This is a genomic window from Aeromonas sp. R9-2 (assembly GCF_040908025.1).
GTDB lineage: Bacteria > Pseudomonadota > Gammaproteobacteria > Enterobacterales > Aeromonadaceae > Aeromonas > Aeromonas veronii.
Genome location: NZ_JBFOCX010000020.1, coordinates 268830 through 294263, shown reverse-complemented (window position 1 = coordinate 294263; position 25434 = coordinate 268830). Strand labels below are relative to the sequence as shown.

The window sequence follows — 25434 nt, the reverse complement described above, 5'->3', positions numbered from 1 at the left end:
ACTTTACGCCATCTAACCATAGCCCATGGGCATCGTGACACACATACACACCAGTCTGGGGAGTCGGCTTAACGCTCCTGTTGAGATTTCAGCAGATCACGGATCTCGGTCAGCAGCTCCTGATCCTTGGTCGGGCCTGCCGGGGCAGCGGCTTCCTCTTCCTGCTTCTTCTTGAGGGTGTTGATGGCTTTCAGTCCCATGAAGATGGCAAAAGAGATGATCAGAAAGTCGATGATGGTCTGGATGAACTTACCATAGGCGATGACCACGGCAGGTGTTGTCCCTTCTGCGGCCTTCAGGGTGACCGCCAGGTCGCTGAAGTCCACGCCGCCCAGGATCAGGCCGATGGGCGGCATGATCACGTCACCGACAAAAGAGGAGACAATTTTGCCGAAGGCGGCACCAATGATAATACCGACCGCCATATCGATGACGTTGCCGCGGGCGGCAAAGGCTTTGAACTCTTGAATCAGACTCATTATTTCCTCCGAAATTAAACAAGATAGCGCGTTGATTACCCTTGCCAAAGGGCGAACTCTCGTCAGGAAAAACAGAGGCTAAGCCGCGTTGTTCCTGTCGTCCTGACTAGCTTGCGGGCGTTATGAGTCCTTGGCAATCGGGGGGAGCCATTTTTTTGGTACAAAGTGATATTAATTTTTTGGTAAGTAGCTGGTTGAATGATGAGCTGTGCTGCTGTAGTTTGCTGGGTCGATTCATTCATACCACGTGAGTAAACAAGTGAAGTATTTACTACTGGGAATGATGCTTTTGTGCACATTTGCTGCCAGAGCGGGGATGGATACCCAAGCCTTGAAACAGACCATCACGGCCCGGCTGGGGGTCCCCGTCTATCTGGTTGAACCGACCCCGATCGCAGGGTTGTATATGCTGGGCACCTCGCAGGGGGTGCTCTACAGCGATGCCAAAGGGGATTATGTGGTGCAGGGGGTCATGCTGGATATGACCCGCGACATGAAGAACCTGACCATCTCGGGTATGCGCGAGCAGCGCCGACTTGGCTTGGCACAGGTGGCCCATGCCCCCATCGTGCTCAAGGCTCGGGATGAGCGTCACCGGGTCGCGCTGTTTCTCGGCGAGCAGGACGCAAAGCGTCGTCAGCTCTCCGGCACCTTGCAACACCTGCAGGCATCCGGGGTGAGCGTGGCTCTCTATCCGGTGATTGATCACGCCGAACGGGCCGCCGACTGGTGCAGCGATCCCCTGCTGCAAAATGATCCGTTAAAAGCCTATTTGCCTCAAACGGCATGTAGTGAGACCCTTATCCAAAATATTGGCCTGAGCCAATGGTTGGGGGTCAAGGTACTGCCGGCCTGGGTCTCCTCCGACGGGGATCTGGTGCGCGGGTATCAGAGCCCCGAACAGCTGCTCAAGATACTGGATCATATTGATGTCCCTGCAAATCCGTCGTCGTCCGCGAGTTGATGATTCCCATCTGCCTGCCACCCTGCATCCCCTGCTTCGCCAAATCTTCGCCAGCCGTGGCGTAGAGGATCCCGCCCTGCTGGAGCGCAGCGCCAGCCAGCTGTTGCCGCCCCAGCGCCTCTATGGGATGGAGCAGGCGGTGCCGCTGCTGGCCGATGCCCTGACTGCCCAGAAACGGATCCTTATCGTCGGCGACTTCGACTGCGATGGTGCCACCAGCTCCGCCCTGTGTGTGCTGGCCCTGCGCGCCATGGGCGGTCGCCACATCGATTTTCTGGTGCCCAACCGCTTCGAGTTTGGCTACGGCCTTACCCCCGAAATTGTCGAGCTGGCGGTGGCGCGCGGCGCCGAGTTCCTGATCACGGTGGATAACGGCATCTCCAGCATCGCCGGGGTGGCGGCTGCCAAGGCGGCTGGTATGCAGGTACTGGTTACCGATCACCATTTGCCGGGTCAGGAGCTGCCTGATGCCGATGCCATCGTCAACCCTAACCAGCGCGGTTGCGATTTCCCCTCCAAGTCGCTGGCCGGGGTGGGGGTGGCCTTCTACCTGATGGCGGCCCTCAACACCCATCTGCGTCAGCTCGGCTGGTACGAACGGCAAGGGTTGCGAGCCCCCAATGTGGCGGATTACCTCGATCTGGTGGCTCTTGGTACGGTCGCCGACGTGGTGGCGCTCGATGGCAACAACCGCATCCTGGTCCATCAGGGCTTGCAGCGGATCCGGGCCGGCCGCTGTCGCCCCGGCATTCAGGCGCTGGTGGATGTGTCGGGCCGCGATGGTCGCCGCCTCACCGCCGCCGACCTCGGTTTTGCGCTGGGGCCACGCCTCAATGCGGTAGGGCGCCTCGATGATATGTCCCTTGGGGTCGCCTGTCTGCTCTGCGATGATCTCAATCTGGCACGCCAGCTTGCGGCCGAGATGGACAGCCTCAATCAGGAGCGCAAGGAGATTGAGCAGGGGATGCAGCAGGAGGCCCTCGCCACTCTGGAGCAGATCCGGTTTCGCGATGGCGAGGTGCCGTCGGGCATAGTGCTGCACCGCAATGAGTGGCATCAGGGGGTGGTGGGGCTGGTGGCCTCCAAGGTGAAGGAGAAGTACTACCGCCCGGTCATTGCCTTTGCCGAGAGCAGCGAGACCGAGCTCAAGGGCTCCGGCCGCTCCATTCCCGGGGTGCACCTGCGCGATGCGCTGGAACTGCTCGATACCCGTCATCCAGGCCTGATGGGCAAGTTTGGCGGCCACGCCATGGCCGCGGGGCTGACCCTCCCCAAGGCCAATATCGAGGCGTTCGGTCGGGCCTTTGAGGCGGTCATCAGCGAGCTGGTGACACCGGAGCTTTTGACCGGGGTGTTGCTCACCGATGGCGAGTTGTTGCCGGACGAACTCAATATCGAGCTGGCGGAGCTGATTCGCGCCTCCGGCCCCTGGGGTCAGGCCTTCCCCGAGCCACTGTTTGACGGCGAGTTCGTGCTGGTGCAGCAGCGGCTGGTGGGGGAGAAGCACCTCAAGATGATGCTGACAACCGATTCCGGTCACGCGGTGGATGCCATCGCCTTTGGCGTCGATCTCAAGCGCTGGCCCGATGCCTCGGTCAAGCGGGTGCGGCTTGTCTACCGGCTTGACGTCAACGAGTGGCGTGGCAACCGCAGCGTGCAGCTGCTGGTGGAGCATTTGGAGGCAGCCGGTCTCTGAGCCGGTAGCATAGCTGCTCTATCGCCGCTTTATCACAGATAGCGCTGACAACGGCCACCCTCGGGTGGCCGTTTTTGTTGGCGGATTTCTGGAAAAGGGCGTTGACCCGTCTATAGCTTCACAGTTTAAGCTCGTCTCTATCGGGTCACCTGAGGGCCCGCACCGTGAGTAATTGCCATGAAAATATCCGAACTGGCCCGCCGCTGCGGCCTCGCCCGCTCCACCCTGCTCTATTGCGAGAAGCTGGGGGTGATTGCCGGCACCCGGGCCGCCAACGGCTATCGCCACTATGACGAGGGGGATCTGCAACGACTGCATATGGTGCAGGCCCTGCAGGCGGGTGGTCTCAGCCTCAAGCAGTGCCTCGCCTGTCTGGCTGGCGAGATAGATCAAGCGGCATTGCAGGCCCGGGTCAGGGAGCTGGATGAGGAGCTGGCGCGGATGCAGCGTGCCCGGGATCTGTTGGCGGATCTGGCAGGGCTGCGCCCGCGCTCCGGTGAGGAATTCAAGGTCTGGCAGCTGCAACTGCAGCGCGAGGCACCGGAGGCCTACTTCGCGTGGGTGATGAAACAGGGTTTTAGCGAGAAAGATCGCTACCACTTGCAATGGTTGAGCAAAGACATGAATGAACATGAGCGTTACATCAAGGACTTTATCCAGCTGCTGGATGGCATGAGTTACTGGGGGCCGGGGGATCGCTCCTTCACCCAGCAGCAGTTTGCCGCCTTGCCCATCCGGCCGCGCCGGATCCTCGACATGGGCTGCGGGCGCGGTGCCTCGACCATGGCGCTGGCTCAGGTGACCGATGCCGCCATCGTAGCCATCGATCTGGAAGAGGAGGCACTGGCCGCCGTGGCGCACTCCGCCCGTGCAGCGGGCTTTGAGCATGTCTCCACCCTCTGCGCCAACATGGCGGCACTGCCGGACGAGCTGGCCCCGGCCGACCTCATCTGGGCAGAGGGGAGCGCTTATGTGATGGGGGTTGCCAATGCACTGAAGGCGTGGCGCCCGCTGCTCGCGAGCCCGCAGGCTTGCATCGTGCTCAGTGAGGCGGTCTGGCTGACCGATAACCCGCCCGAGGAGGCGTTGGCATTCTGGCAGCAAGATTATCCCGCCATGCAGACGCTGGCGGGCCTGCTTGAGACGATACAAGCGGCAGGCTACCGCTGCCTGTCACACACTCCGTTGCCGATGAGCGCCTGGAACAACTATCTGGACCCTATCGAGGTCAATCTGGTGCGCTATCGAGACGAGCTGGGGGAGAGTGCCGCCTGGCAGGACTTGAACCGGGAAGTGGCCATCCACCGCCAATATCTGGGCAGTTACGGCTATGTGATCTGCTGCCTGCAAAAAGATGCGTGATAAGTTGTCGTAAACAACGAGGCGCCTGCGGGCGCCTCGTTGTTTATCAGGGATTGCGGATGGCCATTACAGCTCGCGGGCCCAGGGGTGCGCCTTGGGGCGCAGCGCCAGCGCCAGACCCAGCAGCAGCACGGTCAGGCCATAGAGGGGCCAGCTGCCAAAGCGCATGTAGGGGGTCTCGCCGTGGGCGGGACGTACCTCGCTGCGCAGCACGCCCGCTTCAAACTGCGGGATTTGGCCGATGATGCTGCCATCGATCTCGGTCACGATGGTGATGCCGGTGTTGGTGTCCCGCAGCAGCGGACGAGCCAGCTCCAGCGCGCGCATCCGAGCGATCTCCATATGTTGCCACGGGCCGATGCTGGTGCCGAACCAGGCATCGTTGGAGACGGTCAGCAGGAAGTCGGTATCGGCATTGACGTTGCGGCGTACCTCCTCCGGGAAGATGATCTCGTAGCAGATGGCGGCGGCAAACTTGAGCCCCTTGGCGATCAGGTTGGGCTGCACCTCGTCACCCCGGCTGAAGGAGGACATCGGCAGGTTGAAGAAGGGGGCGATGGGGCGCAGCAGATCTTCAAAGGGCACGAACTCGCCGATGGGCAGCAGGTGGTATTTGTTGTAGCGGTTGGGGTGGTTGTAGAAGTAGGACTCCTTGCCATCCGCATCCTGCACCCCCATGCCGAGCACGGTATTGTAGAAGCGCTGTTGCTGCTCGTCGTAGTGGATGATCCCAGCCAGCAGGCCGGTATCGTTCACCTTCATCGCCTTGTCCAGATTCTCCAGATAGGGGCCCATCGCCTTCTCGATGGCCGGGATCGCCGACTCCGGCCAGATGATGATGTCGGCATCCTGATTCTCGCGGCTCAAGTCCTGATAGGTGCGCACCGTGGGGGCCAGCGCCTCCGGATCCCATTTGAGGGATTGGGCGATATTGCCCTGCACCAGCGCCACCTTGACCGGCTCGCCACGGGTCACCCAGTTGAGCTGCATCAGACCGTGGGCACCGGCCACCAGCAGGGCGGGCACCGCCAGCCACAGTGGCGAGCGGGATTTCCACACCAGCCAAATGGCGGAGGCGGAGAATAGCAGTGCTAGGGTGATGCCCTGTACCCCGAGAATGGGAGCAAATCCCTTGAGCGGGCCGTCGATCTGGCTGTAGCCAAACCAGAGCCAGGGGAAGCCGGTCATCACCCAGCCGCGCAGCCAGTCAGCTACCAACCACAGTGCCGGGAAGGCGAGCAGCCAGCGGCTCCAGTGACGGCCGCCAAAGAAGCGGGCAAAGACCCAGCAGGCGAGCGTCGGGTAGAGTGCCAGATAGGCGGAGAGCCCGGCCAGCAGCACAAAGGCGACCGGCAGCGGGATGCCGCCAAACTCGGTCATGCTGACATGGATCCACCACAGCCCCGGTAAAAAGAGTCCCATGGCGTAGCCAAAACCGCGCCAGGCGGCCTGTTTCGGCGTGGCTTTGTCCAGCAGGGCGTAGAGGCCAAGCAGGGAGGGGATCACCAGCGGCCAGTAGCCGAAGGGGGAGAAGGCCAGCACGGCGATGGCACCAGAGGCCAATGCACTGAGGCTTAACAGAATTTTGGAAGTAACAGGGGATAATCTCACGGGCGATGGTGCTCGTCTTGGTGTGAAACTGGGGTCGAATGGCCGGTATCTTAACCTGTAAGCGGGGCAACGGCGAGCCTCGATGCCGGTGGCAGAGAGCACAACGCCCCGAGGTCGGGGCGTTGTTTCACACATCGAGCGGATCTGCTTATTGCGGCTCGGATTGCGCCGCCGCGTGGTGCTCGGGGATCTTCACCTGCAGCTGCTGCAGACGGCGCCGGTCGGCATGCATCACCTTGAACAGGTAGCCGTCCAGCTCGATCTCCTCGCCCTTCTTTGGCAGGTGGCTGAAGGCGTGCATCACCAGACCGCCTACCGTATCCACCTCTTCATCGCTGAATTTGGTGCCGAAGAAGTCGTTGAAATCCTCGATCTCGGTCAGGGCGCTGATGGAGAAGACCCGCTTGCTGAGGCGGCGGATCTCGTCCGGCTCATCCTCGATGTCGTCAAACTCGTCGTCGATCTCGCCAACGATCAGTTCCAGTATGTCTTCGATGGTCACCAGACCGGAGACGCCACCAAATTCGTCGACCACGATGGCCATGTGGTAGCGCTCTTCACGGAACTCCTTGAGCAGACGGTCAACCCGTTTGCTTTCCGGTACGATCACCGTGGGGCGCAAGATTTTCTCGAGCTGCAGCGGCTCGCTGGCGTGATGGCCGCCAAACCCGAAGGGAAGCAGATCCTTGGCGAGCAGAATCCCCTCCACATGATCCTTGTCCTCGTTGATCACCGGGAAGCGGGAGTGGCCGGACTCGATAATCACCGGCAGGATTGCATCCACCGGCTGGGACTTCTCGATGGTCACCATCTGGGAGCGGGGGATCATGATATCGCGCACGCGAAGATCGGCGATCTCCAGCACCCCCTCGATCATGTCCTTGGTGTCCTGATCGATGAGGTCGCGCTCTTCGGCATCGGCTATCACGTCTACCAAATCATTGCGGTCTTTTGGCTCGCCCTGGAAGAGTTGGCTGAGTTTGTCGAGCCAGGTTTTCTTCGGCGAGCCGGTACTAGGGTGATCGTCGGTCATTTTTTCTCTTGGTTACTCGCTTAAACACACTTGAAATAGTTCGGGTTATATAAGGATGGCCATCTGCTGTTTCAAGACGATGACCATCCGGTTCTTTACTCTTCGTCGTTCAGATAAGGATCGGCAAAACCGAGCTCCTGCATGATGTCGCGCTCAAGCGCTTCCATCTCTTCGGCTTCCTCATCCTCGATATGGTCATAACCTAGCAGATGCAGACTGCCGTGCACAACCATGTGGGCCCAGTGGGCCATGAGGGGCTTGCCCTGCTCCTCGGCCTCGCGCTCTACCACCTGACGGCAGATCACCAGATCGCCGAGCAGCGGCAGCTCCAGACCGGGTGGCGCCTCGAACGGGAAGGAGAGCACGTTGGTGGGCTTGTCCTTGCCGCGATAGGTGAGGTTGAGCTCGTTGCTCTCCGCCTCGTCGACGATACGCACCGTCACTTCTGCCTCCTGCTGGAAGCCGAGAATGGTGCCGTCGAGCCAGCCTTGCAGCTGGGCTTCGGTGGGCAGGCCGTCAGTGCTGGCACTGGCCAGTTGCAGATCCAGGGTTACGCTCATTGCTCACTCTCTTTGCTGGAGTTTGTTTGGCCGGCCACCTTCTCGGTTGCCTGTTTGGCATCGAATGCCTCGTAAGCCTGCACGATACGGGCCACCACCGGGTGGCGCACCACGTCTTTGGACTCGAAGAAGTTGAACGACAGACCATCGACCCCTGGCAGCACTTCCAGCGCGTGGCGCAGGCCGGATTTGGCGTTGCGCGGCAGGTCTACCTGGGTGATGTCGCCGGTGACCACGGCCTTGGAGTTGAAGCCGATGCGGGTGAGGAACATCTTCATCTGCTCGGTGGTGGTGTTCTGGGCCTCATCGAGAATGATAAAGGCGTCATTGAGGGTTCTTCCGCGCATATAGGCGAGCGGCGCCACCTCGATGATATTGCGCTCCATCAGCTTCTCGACCCGCTCAAAGCCCAGCATCTCGAACAGGGCGTCGTAGAGCGGGCGCAGGTAAGGATCCACCTTCTGGGAGAGATCCCCGGGCAGGAAGCCCAGCTTCTCCCCCGCTTCCACCGCCGGACGGGTCAGCAGAATGCGGCGAATTTCCTGACGCTCCAGCGCATCCACTGCTGCCGCGACCGCCAGATAGGTCTTGCCGGTACCGGCCGGGCCTATGCCGAAGCAGATATCGTGGCGCACGATATTGGCAATGTACTGGGCCTGATTTGGGCTGCGTGGCTTGATGAGACCGCGCTTGGTCTTGACCGTCACCTCCTTGCCATAGGGGATGCTCGGCGCCGGTTCGTCATCCTGCTCCAGCACTCGCGACTCCTGAATAGCCAGATGGACCATGTCGGGAGTGATGTCGGTCACCTTGCCACCCTTGAGGGGCTGGGTTTCCACATAGAGGTGTTTGAGGATGACGGCGGCGGCATCCAGCTGGGCCGGTTTGCCCACCAGCTGGAAGTGGCTGTCACGGTAGCTGATCTCGACGCCGAGGCGGCGCTCCAGCTGCTTGATGTTGTCATCGAAGGGGCCGCACAGGCTGGCAAGGCGCTGGTTGTCGGCGGGCTCCAGATGCAGATTCAGGGTCGAGATGTGTCGGCTCAAAATATCCTCGTCTCAAGGCGCTCCCCATCCGCCGGGCGAATGGGGAGGAGGGGATTAATGGGGAGTGAAGGCGGCAACGCCCAGCTCGTCCGGTACGTTATCCGGGCGACGGGCCAGGATTTCGCTCGGGGCGGTGGCGATCCGCAGGTTCATCTCGCTCTCGCCGCGGATGAACTTGCCGCGCAGGGAGTTGGGACGCACCTCGGTGATCTCCACGTCGGCAAAGCCGCCGATCAGGGTGTGCAGGCCTTCGAAGTTGACCACCCGGTTGTTCTCGGTGCGGCCACACAGCTGCATCGGGTCGAGCTTGGAGGGCCCTTCCACCAGGATGCGCTGGGTGGTGCCCAGCATGGCACGGCCAATCTGCATCGCCTGGTTGTTGATGACGTGCTGCAGGCGGGCCAGACGGGCTTTCTTCACTTCCATGTCGACATCGTCTGGCATGTCGGCGGCCGGGGTGCCCGGGCGCGGACTGAAGATGAAGCTGAAGCTCATGTCGAAACCCACATCCTCGATCAACTTCATGGTCGCTTCAAAGTCTTCGTCCGTCTCGTTCGGGAAGCCAACGATGAAGTCGGAGCTGATGGTGATGTCGGGACGGGCGGCACGCAGGCGACGGATCTTGGATTTGTACTCCAGGATGGTGTGCGGGCGCTTCATCATGGTCAGAATACGGTCGGAGCCGCTCTGCACCGGCAGGTGCAGGAAGCTGACCACTTCCGGAGTGTCTTTGTAGACTTCGATGATGTCGTCGGTGAACTCGATCGGGTGGCTGGTGGTGTAGCGAATGCGATCGATACCGTCGATGGCGGCCACCAGACGCAGCAACTCGGCGAAGGTGCAGATGCCGCCATCAAAGGTCGGACCGCGGTAGGCGTTGACGTTCTGGCCGAGCAGGTTCACTTCGCGCACGCCCTGCTGGGCGAGCTGGGCGATTTCGTAGAGCACGTCGTCCAGCGGTCGGCTCACCTCTTCACCGCGGGTGTAGGGCACCACGCAGTAAGTACAGTATTTGGAGCAGCCTTCCATGATGGAGACGAACGCGGTGGCCCCTTCGGCGCGCGGTTCGGGCAGGCTGTCGAATTTTTCGATCTCGGGGAAGGCGATATCAACCTGGGCACCACGGCCCTCTTGCACTTCCTTGATCATGGCGGGCAGGCGATGCAGGGTCTGCGGGCCGAACACGATATCCACATAGGGAGCGCGCTGGCGGATGGCATCGCCCTCCTGAGAGGCAACGCAGCCACCCACGCCGATCACCAGACCGGGCTTGTTGGCCTTGAGCTTTTTCCAGCGTCCCAGCTGGTGGAACACCTTCTCCTGCGCCTTTTCGCGGATGGAGCAGGTATTCAGCAGCAAGACATCTGCCTCTTCGGGCTCTTCGGTAAGGGTGTAGCCATTGCTGGCATCCAACAGGTCGGCCATTTTGGACGAGTCATACTCGTTCATCTGGCAACCCCAGGTTTTAATGTGAAGTTTCTTGCTCATTGCTTCTCTTGACTTGTTTTGAAATCGGCATGGTCAAAGGACCGCGCATTTTACTCCGCAATCTGGATACTGCCTAGCTAATATCCAGCTGGCAATGGTGCTCACCCGATACCTGTTGCCAGCAAGCTCAATAAGCTTTCTCCTTGATTTGACGCAGCAATTCCCCGTTTGTCTCACTGTTTATCAGCCGCCCTTGCGCTATCATGCAGCCATCCGGTTCACGTCCGGGCGCTGTCGCCGGACGCACCCTTTCAGGAATAAATGTATGGAACAGTGTGATATCGCCATCGTCGGCGCCGGCATGGTGGGCGCCGCCACCGCCTGTCTGCTGGCGGCTCAGGGCCTCTCGGTGCGGGTCATCGAGACCCAACTGCCGGAGCATTACGCGCCGGAGCAGCCGCTGGATCTGCGGGTCTCCGCCATCAGTCAGGCCTCGGTGGCGCTGCTGGAGCAGGCCGGTGCCTGGCACCATCTGCAGCAGATGCGACTCTGCCCCTACCGCCGACTGGAGACCTGGGAGCTGGACGGTTTTGCCACCCGCTTCAATGCCGCCGATCTTGGCCTGCCCCAGCTCGGCTACATCATCGAAAACCGGCTGGTGCAGCTCGCCCTGCTCAAACGGATGGAGGATTTTCCCACCATCCAGACCCACACCCCGGCGGCGGTGACCAGCCTGCGCCAGAGTGCGGATGAAGCTGTGCTGACTCTGGATGATGGCACCGAGCTGGCGGCCCGCTGGGTGCTGGCCTGTGACGGTGCTGAATCCCACACCCGCAAGCTGGCGGGTATCGGTGTATCGCGCTTCGAGTACCGCCAGCACTGCATGCTGATCAATATCGACACCGACTTTGCGCAGGAAGATATCACCTGGCAGCAGTTCACCCCGAGCGGTCCGCGCGCCTTCCTGCCGCTGCCCGGCCAGCACGGCTCTCTGGTGTGGTATGACAGCCCGGCCCGGATCCGGGCGCTGGCAGCCATGAGCAACGAAGGGCTTGCCGCCGAGGTGCGTCGCCACTTCCCAAGCCGGCTCGGCGGATTTACCGTCACCGGCAAGGGGAGCTTCCCGCTGGTGCGCCGCCACGCCAACGACTACCACGCCGGTCGGGTGGTGCTGCTTGGCGATGCTGCCCACACCATCAACCCGCTGGCGGGGCAGGGGGTCAACCTCGGCTTCAAGGATGTGGCCTGCTGGGCTGATCTGCTGCAAGGAGCTGGCGCCGACTGGCATCAGCTGGCATTGGCCGAGCGTTACGAGCGGCGCCGTCGTCCCGACAACCTGCTGATGCAGTCGGGGATGGATCTCTTCTACGGGGTATTCAGCAATGAGATTGGCCCGCTCAAGCTGGCCCGCAATCTTGCTCTCAATCTGGCGGACAAGGCGGGCCCATTGAAGGAGATGGCGCTGCGCTATGCACTGGGGCTGGTTTGACAGGTAGAAACCAGATAGCACGGGCTGAATGCGCGAAGGAGCAAAGGTGATGAACAAGGCACTGCTGGTGATCGATTTTATCAACGACATCGCCCACCCCGACGGGCGCATTGCCGCCTCCGCAGCCCATGTGCTGGAGCAGGATGCCATTGCGCATGCCAATCAGGCGCTGGCCCATGCCCGCGCTCACGGCTGGCTGGTGGTGCTGATCAAGGTGGGCTTTGACGGCGGCTATCAGCTGCAACCCAAGGGGTCTCCCATGTTTGGTCGCGCTCACCAGTTGGGGGCGCTCTCTTTGGCTGACAGCGGCACCGACTTTCATCCTGATCTGGATGTGCAGCCCGGCGATCTGGTGCTGACCAAGCCCAGGGTCAGCCCCTTCTATGGCACGGCGCTGGAGCCTGCGCTGCGGGCCAACCACATCGACCACCTCTATCTGTGCGGGGTGAGCACCAGCTGGGCCATTCAGGCGGCGGCGCGGGATGGTCACGATCGCGACTACGCCATCACCATTCTGGAGGATGCCTGCGCCGCCGCAGATGCCACCGAGCATCACACCTCGCTGCGGATGCTGGGTCGCATCGCCGAGATCATCAAGGTGTCCCGGCTGGCTTGATCCTTAACGCAGGCATCACCCGAGCACCGTGTTGAGATTGACTCAGCGGCTCCCTGTCGGGCCGCAGCGCTTTTGGGCAACATGATTGTCGGGCAATATAGTGCTCACATGGATAACAACAAGGATGGACAGATGCGTTATCAGGGACGGATCGCGAGCTGGAACGAGGCGCGCGGCTTTGGATTTATTACGCCGGAGCAAAATGGCGCCGAGCAGGCAATCAATGGAGCACGCAGTGCAGGGCTGTTTGTGCATGTTACGGCGCTGCAATCAGATGGCCGCGTGCCCGAGCCGGGGGAGCGTGTCACCTATCTGATCGGCAGTGGCCAGGATGGCAAGCCAAGGGCGTTGCAGGTCTTTTTCCCCGATCGCCCGCTCACGTTGGCGGATGCCGTGCCGTCGGCCGCATCATCAGCGGCGCCATCGTTTCGGGCGGCAAGTCAGCCGCCAAGACCCACTTCTACCAGAGAGCGGAGTAACCCCTATCGACGTCGCAAGAGCAGCTGGAGTGGCAAACTGATCCCCCTGCTGGTGCTCGTCGGCCTCTTTTCCATCTATTCCCGTTTCTCGACCGAGTCGATGGCGCCATTGCCGGTCTCCTCTTTCAATCAGGAGGAGGTCAGCACGCCACAGGCAACGACCTTTATTCGCCAGTGTGATGGTCGGCAGCATTGCTCCCAGATGACCTCCTGCGAGGAGGCAACCTGGTTTTTGCAACATTGCCCGAACACCAAAATGGATGGAGAGGGCGATGGCATCCCCTGCGAAAATCAGTGGTGTGGTCATTAAATGTGACTTATCAAATACATATGCTCATGATGTGCTCTTGTTATCCGGAACAGGGAAACTGGCCAGAAACCTTGCCGGATAGTGTTCGATGGTGAAATTTGGTCTCAGTTGGCTAAGTGGGAACGGGGTGCTTTACTCCATCTGCTGACTAAATTGTTAATAGATGGCGGTATGCCACTTTTGCCACAGGATGGGCACCATGGCGGATGAGATACAGACGCGGCAGAGTCACTTCGCCGAGCGAGCCCATCATCTGGCTGCGCTGCTGGATTCGCTGGAAGATCAGATATCGGTGATAGATCGGGATGGCGTGATCCATTACACCAATCTCGCCTGGGATCTGTTTGCCGAGCAAAACGGCATGCCCAAGGGATATAACTGGATTGGGGTCAATTACATGGGGGCTTGTGACGCTGAAGCCGAGCCCTCTGGATTGGCTGCCGTGGAGGGGATCCTCCGGGTTATCCGTCATCAACAGGAGAAGTTCTATCTGGAATACCCCTGCCACAGCCCCGACACTCAGCGCTGGTTTATGATGCGAGTAGCGCCGGTACCCGGACTTGACGCCGAGTATTTTTCCATCGCCCATATCAATATCACCGAGCGCAAGTTGCTGGAGCTGGAAGTTGCCAGCCTCTCCCAACATGATCCCCTGACCGGACTGGCCAATCGGCGGCTGTTCAACAGCTTTTTGCATAACGAGTGGCGGCGCAGCATGCGTGAACATACCCCGCTCTCCCTCATCATGCTGGATCTGGATAACTTCAAGGCGTGCAATGACCATCTTGGTCATCAGATGGGGGATGGCTCCCTCCAGCTGGTGGGCCATCTTCTGCAATCATTCTGCCAGCGTCCGGCGGATCTGCCCTGCCGTTTTGGTGGTGACGAGTTTGCCCTGATCCTCGGCAATACCGATCGAGATGCGGCCCAGCGGATTGGAGAGGAGATTCGCCAGGCCATCAACGATCTCGACATCGTGGTGGCAAATAATATTCAGCTTAGCGCCAGCATTGGCATTGCCACCTACACGGCAGAGCAACTGCTGGAGGGGGAAGGGGCGTTGCTGGCCGCGGCCGATGCGGCGCTTTATTGCGCCAAGGGGGCGGGTAAAAACCGTAGCCACTGCGCCAGCTGTTGAGCCGCATTGCCGCTTTTGTCCTGCATGCGCCCCCTTGATGGGGGCGAACTGTTTTGACGTGGCACGATGTTAGCTACCAGCGAGCGTTGGTTTCAGCGCTCGGGCGTGGCCGACACCGGCAGGGGATGGCTGGCGATCACCTGCCTGACGAAGTTATCCCGGATGGGGTCGGCAAAGTCCGGATTCCATACCATGCTGACCTCCCACTCGGAGCTGGGAGCAGAGAGGGGATAGAGGGTGACATCGGGCCCTGCGATAAAGCTGACGCTGCGCGGCAGGATGGCGTTGCCGATGCCCGCCGCGACCAATGCCACCAGCGTCTGGATATCCTCGGCCTCCTGGACCATGCCGGTCAGCCGATTGGCGCCGAGAAAACCGGCGATCTGCTGGCTGAGCCCAGGGCAGCGGTGGCCCACCATTTGCAACAGGGGTTGACTGGTCAGTGCCTGCTGGACGTCGAATGCGGCCGGGTCTGGCTCGGTCATCCGTGTCGGCACCGCCAGCACCAGCCGGTCGATCAGCAGTCTGTGCTCCTGCAACTGCGGCATCTGAGGTCTGCGCATAAAGCCAAGCTGCAACTGGCCGGAGATCAGCTGCTCCTGCTGGATGGCGGAGGGCATATCCTGCAGATGGACCATCACGTCCGTGACCTGCTGTTTGAAGCGAGCTACCAGCGCAGGGGCCAGTGCGAAACTCGACAGACCGAAGCCAATCTTGAGCCGACCGGCCACGCCGCTCGCCACCGCCAGCGCATGGCTTTCGAACTCCCGACCGTGCTCGACCAGCGCACTCGCCTGAGTGAGTAGCTGAGCACCGAGCGCCGTCAGCTGGGCACCATGGCGGCCCCGCTTGAACAGGGTGCAGCCCAGCGTCTGCTCCAGCCCCTGGATCTGCTTGGTGAGGGCCGGTTGGGTGATAAAGAGGCGGCTGGCCGCTTCCCGGTAGTTGGCGGTGTCGGCCAGCGTCACAAACGCCTGCAGTTGCCTCAAGTCGAATTTCATTCCAATTGGTTATCCAAAGTGGCGATTTATTGATTATAAATTATCTAATCGCCTTGTTCTAATGGCTCGGCAAGGGGGGAATCGCCCTCCTCTGAACCGGAACAAGGAGCCATATCATGTCTACCCAACGCTATCTCTTTTTGATCAAGGGCACCCTGGTGCTGGCCCAGCCATTGGCGGCCCCGGAGACGGGGGAGCTGCTCGCCAGCCTGCTGCAACAGGGGTTTGTGGTCGGCCCCTTGCAAGTGTGGGCAGGCAGTACCGAGCAGGCACTCGCCTGTTATGAGCGTGCCGCCCAGCAGCAGGCCTTTGCCGATGCGCTCTCTGGCTCTCTGCCCGAGCTGGCCGGGGTGCCTGTATGAGTGTCTGTATGAGTGCTGGCATGAACACGCTCACCCTGTCGGTATCCGCCCTGCTGCTCGATATGGATGGCACCCTGGTTTGCTCGACCGGCGATGTGGAGAAGGTGTGGCGGCTCTGGTGCCAGCATCATCAGCTTGCCCCAGAGCCGGTGTTGGCTATGTGCCACGGCATGCGCTCACGTGAGGTGATCCGGGCGCTGGCCCCGCAGCTGGATGTGGAGCGGGAGGCTGCGCGGCTTGACGAGCTGGAGATGGAACATACCGGTGGCGACGCCATCTTTGGGGCTGGCGAGTTGCTGCGCCGCTTGCCGCCAGAGCTTTGGGCCATCGTGACCTCCGCCAGTGAGCGGGTTGCCCGCCATCGCCTGAGTTGTGCCGGTTTGCCGCTGCCCAGCGTGCTGGTGGGGGCCGAAGAGGTGGTCAATGGCAAGCCCGATCCCGAGCCCTATTTGCTGGGGGCTGAACGGCTTGGCGCCTCGCCCGATCGTTGCTTGGTGTTCGAGGATGCCTCGGCCGGTATCGAGAGCGCCCTGCGTGCAGGTTGCACCGTGGTGCAGGTAGGGGGCGATGCGCCGCTCAATCCGGCGGTGGTGGCGGTGATCCGCGACTGGCGCGAGGTGAAGATTGAGTTGGGGGAAGGCGAATCCCTGCTGGTGATGCTGCTCACCTGAGTGGTGGATAGAGCGTATTACGACCGCAGATTGCAGTATGAACCATCGCTATCCGCACTCTATGTTGCAATAAAAACGCCCCCGAGATGCGGGGGCGTTTTGCTATCTGACTGTTATTTGAAGACGCGGAAACGGGTGGCGTCGTCGATAAAGGTCTTCTCTCCTGCCGGTTGCTTGATGCTGCCAAAGGGCATCTGGGCGCGCAGCAGCCAGCTGGCGGGCAGGTTCCACTCCTTGCGTACCGCCTCGTCGATCAGCGGGTTGTAGTGCTGCAGGGAGGCACCGACTTTCTCCTGCGCCAGCGTCGTCCAGACCGCAAACTGGGCGATGCCGGTGGCATGTTCCGACCAGATGGGGAAGTTGTCTGCATAGAGGGCGAATTTTTGCTGCAGATCCTTGATGACGTCGGTGTCCTCGAAGAACAGCACAGTGCCGAAGCCTGCGCGGAAGCTGCCATCCACCTTGGCCTCACTCTGGGCATAGGCCTCTGGCGGCACAATCTTTTTCAGCTCGGCTTTGACGATATCCCACAGCTTGTGGTGCTGGGCGCCAAACAGGATGACAGCACGGGAGCTCTGGGAGTTGAAGGAGGAGGGGCTGTGTCTGATGGCATCCTGGATTAGGGCCGTCAGCTGCTCCGGCGTATGGGACACCTGGTCGCCCAGGGCATAGATGGTACGACGTGCTGTGATCTGCTCGATAAACGGACTGCTCATAACATCTCCTTGTTCTGCTTGGCGTTGCAGCCGGTGATGGACGGTGTGTCCAGCGCCTGCCGAATCAGGTATAGACTATAACACCCGCAATGCAGAGCGGGGTTAACCCGGGGTAACTAGCGTTTTTCCTGTCAGTTGATATTCGTTTGCGAACCTTGACGTTTCGCTAATGTTGGAAATGTCATTTAAGGGGCGCGAAAGTGATATTAATCAACGATTCACTCTCCTTTCTCTCCCACAATCCCCGTATGTTTTCTTGGTTCGGATGTGATGTGAGCCGTTCGTATCTCAATAAACGCTACTATGTGCTGGTCCCCCTCTCTGCATTGATTGGTTTGATGATCCTGATAGTGACGATCATCATGGCTATTGCCAGCTATCTGAGGGATATCGACATGACGGTATCCGGCTTCGGCCACATGGCATCCTCCGTTGAAGCGTCTCTGATCCACGAGATGGTGAAGGTCAATGAGCGGCAACTGGCGGTGCTGGAGGCCTCGCTCGACAAGGAGAAGATCGCTCGCGGCGGGCTGGCCGACTCCCCCATCTGGGCCATTGCGCACAAGATCAAACCAGGCAACCACTACATCTACTTTTACAACCTGAACGCGGATCGTATCGACAGTTACCCGGACTGGCTACCGCCCCCCGGTTATCAGGCGGCGCTGCGACCCTGGTATCAGGTGACCACCATGCCGGGCGACGAGCTCGTCTGGTTTGGCCCCTACCCTGAATACAATACCAATGAACTGATACTCAGCCTGATTAAACGGGTGCGGGACGATCAGGGGCAACTGCTGGGGCTGCTGATGGTCGACATGTCGTTCGACTCGCTGCAGCAGGCGCTACAACGGACGGTTGGCGGCAATCAGGCCGCACTCTATCTTACCTTGCGCGACAGCGGCCAGCTGGTGGTGGGCAGCAATATGGATCTGCTGGCAGATTATCCCATCGAGCAGCATCAGGGCCAGCAGTGGCTCGGTCTGGATGTGTTGTGTCATGGCACTTTCCTGAAGCGCGAGCTGGCGGACATTGGCTGGGATCTCAATATCTATCTGCCGCCCGTGCTGTTTCGCAACAGCCTCTATGAGGCGCTGCAGATGGTGGTTTTGCCATTGATCTCCCTGTTTGCCATCTGGTGTTGCACGCTGAGTCTGCTGGTGCGGATCTTCCGCCAGGAGCAGGCGCTGGTGTCGGGTTCGCTGACCGGTATCGTGCGCAATCTGGAGAGTTCTCCCCCCATCACCAAGGCCAATACCTGGTTTGTGCGACGCAGCCTGAACGAGATCGATCAGGTCAGGGCCAGCTTCCTCAAGGGGCAGGATGCGCTGTTGCGGGACCCTCTGACCGGTATCATGAACCGGCGAGCCTTCGAGCAGCACAAGAGCGCGCTGGAGCTGAGGGGGGAGCGCTTCTGGCTGCTGCTGTTTGATATTGATCACTTCAAAGGACTCAATGACAGTCGGGGGCATGCCTTCGGCGATCAGGTGCTGTGTCGGGTGGCCAACTGTCTTGCTGATGTGCTGGGGGTGAGCACAGTTTACCGGATTGGTGGCGATGAGTTTGCCGCTCTGCTGCAACAGCCACAGGATGAGCTGGCGGAGAAGCTCAATTGTCTGCTTGACGTGGTGCGACATCAACAGTGGCGTGAGCACAAGGGGCAGGTCACCTTGAGTATCGGCGGCGCCTGCCATTCACCCCTTGCCGACCCCATCTTCGAGCGTGCTGATGCAGCCCTTTATCGTAGCAAGGAGGCTGGCCGGGACTGCTGGCATTTGGCGGATGAGGCTGCTGACTGACAGCTTTTGTCCCAGCGCGGCGGGTCTGTGCCGGGACACGACAACCAGATTGTGGGGCGCCCAGCCGTAATAGTGTGGCTTTTTGGTGATTTTAATCTTTAAATTCAATCGCTTGATTTTACTCTTCCATTCTGGGCGGTGGCCGTGCGGCCATTGACTGTCGCATCCCTCATTTCTGCTGGCTGGCGAACCCCGTGGCACTTTGTATAGTGCCGCTGAATATTAATCAGGTTTGACAGGAGTACCCATGGAGATGAATTCGCGTGCTCTTCGCGCACTGGCATTGCTGGGCGCCTTGCTGGCTGGCAGCGCGACCGTGCATGCTTCCGAGACCCTCAATACCATTTTGGGTGGCGGCGCAGGTGGTGTGGCGGGCACCATGATCGGCAAGGAGCTGGGTGGCGATACCGGTGCGCTGGTGGGAGCGGCGTTAGGCGGTGCTGCTGGTGGGGCAGCGACGGCCAACAAGGGCAACAAGAATGAAGCGGCCCTTGGCGGCGCTGTGGGGGCGCTGGGCGGTGCCGCCATCGGCAAGAGTGTCGGTGGTGAAACCGGTCAGCTGATCGGCGCCGGGGTCGGCGGGGCGAGCGGTTCGGCCATCGGTGCCAAGACCGGCGATGGCCACAAGAGCCAGGATCGCTATTACGATGATGACGACGATCATCACCATCACAAGCACCACAAGAAGTACAAAAAGCATAAAAAGCACAGATGGCATGACGACGATTGATGCGTGTGCAGTGAGTGCGGAAGATGCAAAACGGGGCCTGTTGGTCCCGTTTTGCATGGTGTGGTCACTCGATTTTGCGGTGACTCGCTCGTGCGGTTACACCAGCCGGTGCTGGCGGCGACCGGCGGCAAAGGCGTTGATGTTGTCGATAAGCTGGTCGGCCAGTCGCTGCATCGACTCCTCGCTGGCCCAGGCCACATGGGGGGTCAGAATGAAGTGGGGGTATTGCAGCGCCTTCATCAAGGGATGGTCGGGGGGCGGGGGTTCGACGCTCGCCACATCGAAACCGGCGCCACCGAGGCGGCCGTTGGCCAGCGCTTGCAGCAGCGCCTCCTCATCCACCAGACCGCCACGGCCGACGTTGATCAGCAGGGCGCCCGGTTTCATCAGATCCAGCTCCCGCTCGCCAATGAGGTTGCGGGTGTAGGGGGTGAGCGGGCAGTGCAGGCTGATGACGTCCGAGCTTTGCAGCAACTCGTCGAGGGGCAAGCGGTCCTCGTCGTGACTGGCGCCGATCTGGCTCTGGGCGTAACGCACTGTCATCCCCATCCCTTTGGCCCGCTCGCCGAGCGCCTGTCCGAGCGTTCCTTTGCCGATGATGCCAAGCTGCTTGCCGTGCAGATCCATGATGTTGTGGTCGAAGAAGCAGAACTGGCCGCTCTGTTGCCAGCGCCCCTCCAGCAGCGACTGGCGCCAGCAGAAGAGGTTGCGCGACAGGGCCAGCATCAGCGCCATGGCGTGCTCCGGCACCGAGGGACCCGAGTAATTGCGGATATTGCACACCCCGACGTTGGCGGCGCGGCACGCTTCCAGATCCACGTTGTCGCTGCCGGTTGCGGCCAGGGCGATGAGTTTGAGCTCTGGCAGCAGGGCCAGTTCGGCGGCGCCGATCCGTACCTTGTTGATGATAGCGATGCTGGCATCTTTGAGCCGTTCCACCACCTGTTCCGGGGTAGTACTTGGATAGCTCTGCCAGTGGTGGGGGAAGTCGGGGTGATGCAGGGTGATGCCCGCATCTAGGGTATCGCTGTCGAGAAACACAATCTGCTGCATGGGCCTTCCTGCCATTGTTCAGGTTCGAGAGGCCATGATGCCAAAGAGGATGCGGTCAGGGCCAGATCGTCGCCGTGGCAGGGTTGGGCTTTATCCGGCAGATGTGAGCTGGCGCGCGCTTTATTGCGCCACGGTGGCGGCTGATTTAGAGCCAGCCCAGATGGTTGAGCCAGCCCTGAATGCGGGTGGGGGTCTCCTCCAGCTCCATCAGGGCGTAGGGGCGATAGTTGAGCTTGTTGCTGCGCCGGCTCTCGCTTTTGCGGGCCTCGGCGGCCAGCAGGGGCCAGCGACCGCCATCCTCCTGATAGAGGTCCAGGGTGGGGATGGCCGCCTGAGCCACCTGTTTGGCCAGGGTCTGGTTGCTCTGCTGGTTGGGGAAAAAACCATCGAGCAGCACCAGTGCATCGGGGGCTGGCAACTGTTCGCTAGCAATGAGGTTGGTGGTCCAGGCAGCGCCAGTACCTTGCGCCAGGATCAGCTTGAAGCCCCCCTCCTGCAGCTTGGCATCCGCCAGCTTGCTGATCCGCTCGGCAAACTGCTTGCGAAACTCATCGCTGTTTTTCGCTTTTTTCTCGGCGGCTGGGTCCAGTTCGGTCTGTTGGGGGGAGGGCAGCAGCAGCAGGGTATCAAAGCCCAGTCGGCCGAGGGCGCGAGTCAGTTGCCACAGCTGGCCGCTGCGCTGCCAGTCGGGCAGTAAAATGGCGAGCCCCAGATAGTTTTCACTGTCGTGTTTGGCGAACAGCACCGTCTGTTTGTCGATTTGGGTAGCATCGGGCAACCCTTTCCAGTCGCTGGCTTGCCAGTGGTCGAGGGGCATAGGCTCGGCAACGGGGGGCGTGACCTCGCTCGCCTCTGCCCCATGGCCAGCCAGCAAGGTCAATAACAGCAGTGATAAGGATAATCTGGCCATAGTGTGCTCCCCCGGTTATCTGGGTTAGCGGCGGCGGCGGAATTTTCTGAAGGCGGGCGGTGTGATGGCAACTCGGAGGCAATAAAAAAGCGAGCCGGTGGCTCGCTTTTTTGCAATCAATTCAAAGCGGTCAATTAGTTGACGCGACGCTTGAATTCGCCGGTGCGGGTATCGATTTCGATCTTGTCACCGATCTCTACGAAAGCGGCAACAGCCAGCTCGTAGGTAGTGCCTTTCAGACGGGCAGGCTTGGTCACTTTACCGGAGGTGTCGCCACGGGCTGCCGGTTCGGTGTACTCAACTTCGCGCACGATGGTGGTCGGCAGTTCTACGGAGATGGCTTTCTCGTTGTAGAAAGTCACTTCACACAGATCTTCCATGCCGTCTACCAGGTAGTTCAGCACGTCACCCAGGTTGTCTTTCTCTACGTCGTACTGGTTGTACTCGGTGTCCATAAAGACATACAGGGGATCGGAGAAGTAGGAGTAGGTGCACTCTTTACGTTCCAGCTGAACAACGTCCAGCTTGTCGTCGGCCTTGAAGACGGTCTCGGTAGCGCTGCCGTTCAGCAGGCCCTTCAGCTTCATTTTGACCACGGCGGAGTTACGGCCGGATTTGTTGAATTCAGCCTTCTGAACCACCATCGGCTCGGTGCCGATCATGACTACGTTACCAGCGCGGATTTCCTGTGCGGTTTTCATGTAAAAAATTCCTGTTCGTGAAACGGACGGATAAAAACTGCCAGATTATATACGGCTTTCTAAAAATTTCACCAACCGTGTGACGAGATCCCCATCCCGGAGCAACTTCTGTGACCAGCTTCGCCCATGTTGCTGCCAAATGGCGCTATATCGGGGCCATTGGGCCCAAAGTTCGCCGCAATCTTCGCCACGGTTGAGAGCCAGATTAAAGCGGCGCAGCCATTGGCCGCACTCGGCGGGTAGATCGGATAAGTAGTGGTCAAGGAACTGCTCCAGCTTGACCAGATGGGCCTCCTCCTCCTGTTGGTAGATGTGCCAGAGGAAAGGACGAGCCGCCCACTGGGCCCGTACGAAGGAGTCCTCCCCACGCACCAGATTGAGATCGCAGGTCCACAGCAGTCGATCGTAGCCAGCCTGATCGGTCATCGGCAGCAGCTTGATGGTGAGGTTGCCCGCGTGGAGCAGATCTCCCGCTTTGGCTGCAGGGATGGCATCCGTCAGACCGGCACCGGTGAGCACATCGTTGAGAGAGCGCCCCAGCGGCAGCAGCAGGGTGACGGGCGTGGCGCTCTGGCACCAGCTCTCGACCAGACTCTTCAGCGCATTGCTCTCGTAGGTAAAGAGGCTGACCCGCAGCTCGTGCTCTTGTTTTGGCGGCAAACCGAGGCTGGCCCAGTAGGCTGCCAGTCCCGCATCATCTTGCTGCCACTGCTCCCGTTCGGTGATGAGGTCGTGCTCGCACAGGAGACCGCCGGTTTTAGCGGTAAAGCCCGGGAAGAAGAAGTATTTGTTGAGGCTCTGGTTGCCAACTCGCTGGGGCGAGGCGAGGCCGTGGCAATCCTCGACCCAGCTCTCCGCCGAGAGGTACTCCAGATTGATCCAGCAGGGGGGGGGGGGTTGGCTCGCCATCAGTTCTATGAAGGGGGTGGGCAGTTCGCAGGCAAAGGCTTCGATCACCACCCTGGCCAGTGTCATGTCGCTCGGCAGGGACTCATGCCAGTGCTGGATATAGATGCCATCGACCCACTGACCATCCTGCGCCGGGTCGAGCCCTGGACAGATGCGGGCGAAACTTGCCAGATCGTCCACCCAGAGCCGCACCTGAACTTCATCGCCATGTGCCGCAATATTCCCCTCCCGTTTTAGCTGGCGGGCAAGTCGCCAGGTGACGCCGATGTCACCGAAGTTGTCGACGACGCAGCAGAAGATGTCCCAGTCAAACGGGGGCAGGGGAGTTGTCATGGCTCAGGATCCCGGATGCAAAAAACCGGTGCGCAGGGTAGCACACCGGTTGACTGGCTTCTAACGTCAGCGTGTGACGGCGGTCTGTGGCAGGTTACTCCTTGCCGTAGACGTTGTTCTCTTGCTCGCGTACCCGGATAAAGGTGGTGCGCTTGGTGAGCTCTTTCAGCTGGCTGGCACCCACGTAGGTACAGGTGGAGCGCACGCCGCCCAGAATGTCGCGCACGGCGTTCTCGACCGGGCCGCGGTAGGGCAGCAGTACGGTTTTACCCTCGGAGGCACGGTACTCGGCGACGCCGCCGGCGTGCTTGTCCATGGCGCTGGAGGAGCTCATGCCGTAGAACTTCATGAAGGGCTCACCGTCTACATCGACGATCTCGCCACCGCACTCCTCGTGGGCTGCCAGCATGCCACCCAGCATCACGAAGTCGGCACCGCCGCCGAAGGCTTTGGCGACGTCGCCCGGGCAGGTGCAGCCGCCGTCACCGACGATCTGGCCGCCGAGGCCGTGGGCCGCATCGGCACACTCGATGATGGCGGATAGCTGCGGATAGCCGACGCCGGTCTTGACGCGAGTGGTGCAGACGGAGCCCGGGCCGATGCCGACCTTGACGATGTCGGCGCCGGAGAGGATCAGCTCTTCGACCATCTCGCCGGTCACCACGTTGCCCGCCAGAATGACGTGGTTGGGGCAGGCTTCACGAATTTTGCGCACGAACTCGACGAAGTGTTCGGAGTAGCCGTTGGCCACGTCGACACAGATGAAGCGCAGCGCTTCGGACATGGCGAGGATCTGGCGGGTCTTGGCGAAATCTTCAGCCGAGGTGCCGGTGGAGACCATCACATGGCCCAGCAGCGCCGGGTCGGTCTCGTTGACGAAAGCTTGCCACTGCTCAAGGCTGTAGTGCTTGTGTACCGCGGTCATCATCTCGAAACCGGCCAGCGTGCGCGCCATGGCGAAGCTGCCGACGGTATCCATGTTGGCAGCGATAACGGGTACGCCTTGCCATTGGGTCTGAGTGTGTTTGAAGGTGAACTGACGGGTCAGGCTTACTTGGGAACGGCTCTTGAGAGTAGAGCGCTTGGGGCGGAACAGGACATCCTTGAAACCGAGCTTCAAGTCTTCTTCGATACGCATTACAAATTCCTTATTGAGCCTTGTTGAAAGTCACTTTTGCAGTGGCAAATTTTCGGCAGGCACAAAAAAACCGGTGGTTTTCAGGCCCTCCGGTTTACAACAGTGTAGGCAAAAATCCCTTCAGAACAAGACTGATAATTTGTAAATCCTTGTGGTAGCCTTTGGCGTCACAACCTGAGGTTAACCACCAGTTTCATCCAGCACCGTTCGGTGCCTTGCTCTCCTACGATATTCCCGCCCGCTTGGGCCGCCGTTCGGCCACTCTTTGTCGTCTCTCTCCTGACCCGCCAGATATTATCCAAGTAGCTGAAATAAATCGGATTGACCCACAATGGGACTGTGGTAGATCTGGGCGCAGGATTGACAAGGCAGGGCAGTAAAATGGGCAAGATGATGGTGGGGATCGCCTTGATGTTGGCACTGTGTGGCAGTGCGCTGGCTGAGACCCCGACCAGCTATGGCTGGATCGAGAAGGGGCTTATTTTGCCTACCGGCGTGGCGGTGAAGATGAAACTCGACACCGGGGCGCTCACCTCTTCCCTTGATGCACGCTCCATCACCAGATTCAAACGGGATGGCAAGCCCTGGGTGCGCTTCATGCTGGTGGTAACTGATGCCGACAGCGGCAAACTGGTCAAACAACAGTTCGAACGGAGGGTCGAGCGCAGCGTGACGGTGCGCGGGGCGGGCGGTATGGAGCAGCGACCAACGGTGACCATGTCCATCTGTCTGGGGGACAAGGTGTATGAGGAGTGGTTCACACTGCGGGATCGCAGCAAGATGATCTATCCGGTGCTGCTGGGCCGCCGCCTGCTGGCCGAGCTGGGCCCGGTAGACTCCAGTCGAACCTTTACCGTGCAGCCAGATTGTCATTGAAAGTAAAGAGCCCGCATCGCGGGC

Annotated in this window: 25 protein-coding genes; 12 read left to right on the top strand and 13 right to left on the bottom strand. The window is 60.3% G+C overall.

Annotation, left to right across the window (positions count from 1 at the left end; translation table 11 throughout):
- Positions 1 to 68: 68 nt before the first annotated feature.
- On the bottom strand, positions 69 to 479 hold the full coding sequence (mscL, locus tag AB5Y71_RS07395) for a large-conductance mechanosensitive channel protein MscL (protein WP_005354103.1): 411 nt from the start codon (positions 477 to 479) through the stop codon (positions 69 to 71).
- A 316-nt stretch (positions 480 to 795) separates the two neighbouring features.
- Between mscL and AB5Y71_RS07390 the strand changes: the two genes are divergently transcribed.
- From AB5Y71_RS07390 to AB5Y71_RS07380, 3 genes are all read left to right on the top strand, one after another.
- Positions 796 to 1443: a disulfide isomerase DsbC N-terminal domain-containing protein gene (locus AB5Y71_RS07390; RefSeq protein ID WP_005335146.1), complete on the top strand. Its 648-nt coding sequence runs from the start codon at positions 796 to 798 to the stop codon at positions 1441 to 1443.
- Entirely contained in the window at positions 1409 to 3139 is a 1731-nt protein-coding gene (recJ, locus tag AB5Y71_RS07385) for a single-stranded-DNA-specific exonuclease RecJ (protein WP_368171303.1), read from the top strand. Before AB5Y71_RS07390 ends, recJ begins: the two co-directional genes overlap by 35 nt.
- A gap of 177 nt (positions 3140 to 3316) precedes the next feature.
- Entirely contained in the window at positions 3317 to 4501 is a 1185-nt protein-coding gene (locus tag AB5Y71_RS07380) for a MerR family transcriptional regulator (RefSeq protein ID WP_368171302.1), read from the top strand.
- Positions 4502 to 4567: 66 nt separating this feature from the next.
- On the opposite strand, the gene lnt is transcribed toward AB5Y71_RS07380, so the two are convergent.
- From lnt to miaB, 5 genes are all read right to left on the bottom strand, one after another.
- Positions 4568 to 6112, bottom strand: a complete 1545-nt coding sequence (lnt, locus tag AB5Y71_RS07375; RefSeq protein ID WP_204482716.1) for an apolipoprotein N-acyltransferase — start codon at positions 6110 to 6112, stop codon at positions 4568 to 4570.
- A 148-nt stretch (positions 6113 to 6260) separates the two neighbouring features.
- Positions 6261 to 7145 carry a CNNM family magnesium/cobalt transport protein CorC gene (gene corC, locus AB5Y71_RS07370; protein ID WP_005354092.1) on the bottom strand — a complete coding sequence of 295 codons (885 nt, stop codon included), beginning with the start codon at positions 7143 to 7145 and terminating at the stop codon, positions 6261 to 6263.
- 95 nt (positions 7146 to 7240) lie between these two features.
- Positions 7241 to 7705 (bottom strand): rRNA maturation RNase YbeY, encoded by a 465-nt coding sequence (gene ybeY / locus AB5Y71_RS07365; RefSeq protein WP_005354089.1) that lies wholly within the window; start codon positions 7703 to 7705, stop codon positions 7241 to 7243.
- Positions 7702 to 8751, bottom strand: coding sequence for a PhoH family protein (locus tag AB5Y71_RS07360; RefSeq protein ID WP_368171301.1), 1050 nt, complete (start codon positions 8749 to 8751; stop codon positions 7702 to 7704). Before AB5Y71_RS07360 ends, ybeY begins: the two co-directional genes overlap by 4 nt.
- A gap of 54 nt (positions 8752 to 8805) precedes the next feature.
- Positions 8806 to 10239: a tRNA (N6-isopentenyl adenosine(37)-C2)-methylthiotransferase MiaB gene (gene miaB / locus AB5Y71_RS07355; RefSeq protein WP_042054725.1), complete on the bottom strand. Its 1434-nt coding sequence runs from the start codon at positions 10237 to 10239 to the stop codon at positions 8806 to 8808.
- 265 nt (positions 10240 to 10504) lie between these two features.
- Here miaB and AB5Y71_RS07350 point away from each other — a divergent pair, with 265 nt between their 5' ends.
- The 4 genes from AB5Y71_RS07350 to AB5Y71_RS07335 all read left to right on the top strand — a co-directional run bounded on the left by AB5Y71_RS07350 (position 10505) and on the right by AB5Y71_RS07335 (position 14211).
- Positions 10505 to 11668: an FAD-dependent oxidoreductase gene (locus AB5Y71_RS07350; RefSeq protein WP_042061083.1), complete on the top strand. Its 1164-nt coding sequence runs from the start codon at positions 10505 to 10507 to the stop codon at positions 11666 to 11668.
- A gap of 49 nt (positions 11669 to 11717) precedes the next feature.
- Complete coding sequence (locus tag AB5Y71_RS07345) at positions 11718 to 12284, top strand: cysteine hydrolase family protein (protein ID WP_101529542.1); 567 nt, start codon at positions 11718 to 11720, stop codon at positions 12282 to 12284.
- A 132-nt stretch (positions 12285 to 12416) separates the two neighbouring features.
- The gene (locus AB5Y71_RS07340) at positions 12417 to 13073 is read left to right on the top strand and encodes an excalibur calcium-binding domain-containing protein (RefSeq protein WP_139429385.1); all 657 of its coding nucleotides are present in this window, start codon (positions 12417 to 12419) and stop codon (positions 13071 to 13073) included.
- Positions 13074 to 13272: 199 nt separating this feature from the next.
- On the top strand, positions 13273 to 14211 hold the full coding sequence (locus tag AB5Y71_RS07335) for a diguanylate cyclase (protein ID WP_368171300.1): 939 nt from the start codon (positions 13273 to 13275) through the stop codon (positions 14209 to 14211).
- Positions 14212 to 14303: 92 nt separating this feature from the next.
- On the opposite strand, the gene AB5Y71_RS07330 is transcribed toward AB5Y71_RS07335, so the two are convergent.
- Positions 14304 to 15212 carry a LysR family transcriptional regulator gene (locus tag AB5Y71_RS07330; protein ID WP_368171299.1) on the bottom strand — a complete coding sequence of 303 codons (909 nt, stop codon included), beginning with the start codon at positions 15210 to 15212 and terminating at the stop codon, positions 14304 to 14306.
- A 116-nt stretch (positions 15213 to 15328) separates the two neighbouring features.
- On the opposite strand from AB5Y71_RS07330, the gene AB5Y71_RS07325 reads away from it, so the two are divergent.
- Positions 15329 to 15574 (top strand): hypothetical protein, encoded by a 246-nt coding sequence (locus tag AB5Y71_RS07325; RefSeq protein ID WP_064340815.1) that lies wholly within the window; start codon positions 15329 to 15331, stop codon positions 15572 to 15574.
- Positions 15575 to 15594: 20 nt separating this feature from the next.
- A complete protein-coding gene (locus AB5Y71_RS07320; RefSeq protein WP_368171340.1) occupies positions 15595 to 16245 on the top strand; it encodes an HAD-IA family hydrolase in 651 nt (216 codons plus the stop codon).
- Between the two features lie 113 nt (positions 16246 to 16358).
- On the opposite strand, the gene AB5Y71_RS07315 is transcribed toward AB5Y71_RS07320, so the two are convergent.
- Positions 16359 to 16961: a nitroreductase family protein gene (locus AB5Y71_RS07315; protein ID WP_368171298.1), complete on the bottom strand. Its 603-nt coding sequence runs from the start codon at positions 16959 to 16961 to the stop codon at positions 16359 to 16361.
- A gap of 248 nt (positions 16962 to 17209) precedes the next feature.
- Here AB5Y71_RS07315 and AB5Y71_RS07310 point away from each other — a divergent pair, with 248 nt between their 5' ends.
- Both AB5Y71_RS07310 and AB5Y71_RS07305 read left to right on the top strand, forming a co-directional pair.
- A complete protein-coding gene (locus AB5Y71_RS07310; protein WP_368171297.1) occupies positions 17210 to 18760 on the top strand; it encodes a diguanylate cyclase in 1551 nt (516 codons plus the stop codon).
- A gap of 247 nt (positions 18761 to 19007) precedes the next feature.
- Positions 19008 to 19490, top strand: a complete 483-nt coding sequence (locus AB5Y71_RS07305; RefSeq protein ID WP_368171296.1) for a YMGG-like glycine zipper-containing protein — start codon at positions 19008 to 19010, stop codon at positions 19488 to 19490.
- Positions 19491 to 19586: 96 nt separating this feature from the next.
- Here AB5Y71_RS07305 and AB5Y71_RS07300 read toward each other — a convergent pair whose 3' ends face one another.
- The 5 genes from AB5Y71_RS07300 to AB5Y71_RS07280 form a co-directional block, all read right to left on the bottom strand.
- Entirely contained in the window at positions 19587 to 20543 is a 957-nt protein-coding gene (locus tag AB5Y71_RS07300; protein WP_115522247.1) for a D-2-hydroxyacid dehydrogenase, read from the bottom strand.
- Positions 20544 to 20688: 145 nt separating this feature from the next.
- Positions 20689 to 21453 carry a DUF3530 family protein gene (locus tag AB5Y71_RS07295; protein WP_368171295.1) on the bottom strand — a complete coding sequence of 255 codons (765 nt, stop codon included), beginning with the start codon at positions 21451 to 21453 and terminating at the stop codon, positions 20689 to 20691.
- 134 nt (positions 21454 to 21587) lie between these two features.
- On the bottom strand, positions 21588 to 22154 hold the full coding sequence (gene efp, locus AB5Y71_RS07290; RefSeq protein WP_005335100.1) for an elongation factor P: 567 nt from the start codon (positions 22152 to 22154) through the stop codon (positions 21588 to 21590).
- 45 nt (positions 22155 to 22199) lie between these two features.
- Entirely contained in the window at positions 22200 to 23396 is a 1197-nt protein-coding gene (earP, locus tag AB5Y71_RS07285) for an elongation factor P maturation arginine rhamnosyltransferase EarP (RefSeq protein ID WP_368171294.1), read from the bottom strand.
- A 94-nt stretch (positions 23397 to 23490) separates the two neighbouring features.
- Positions 23491 to 24534, bottom strand: coding sequence for a GMP reductase (locus tag AB5Y71_RS07280; protein ID WP_005348017.1), 1044 nt, complete (start codon positions 24532 to 24534; stop codon positions 23491 to 23493).
- 381 nt (positions 24535 to 24915) lie between these two features.
- On the opposite strand from AB5Y71_RS07280, the gene AB5Y71_RS07275 reads away from it, so the two are divergent.
- Positions 24916 to 25410 (top strand): RimK/LysX family protein, encoded by a 495-nt coding sequence (locus AB5Y71_RS07275; protein ID WP_100653120.1) that lies wholly within the window; start codon positions 24916 to 24918, stop codon positions 25408 to 25410.
- The last annotated feature ends 24 nt before the right edge of the window (positions 25411 to 25434 follow it).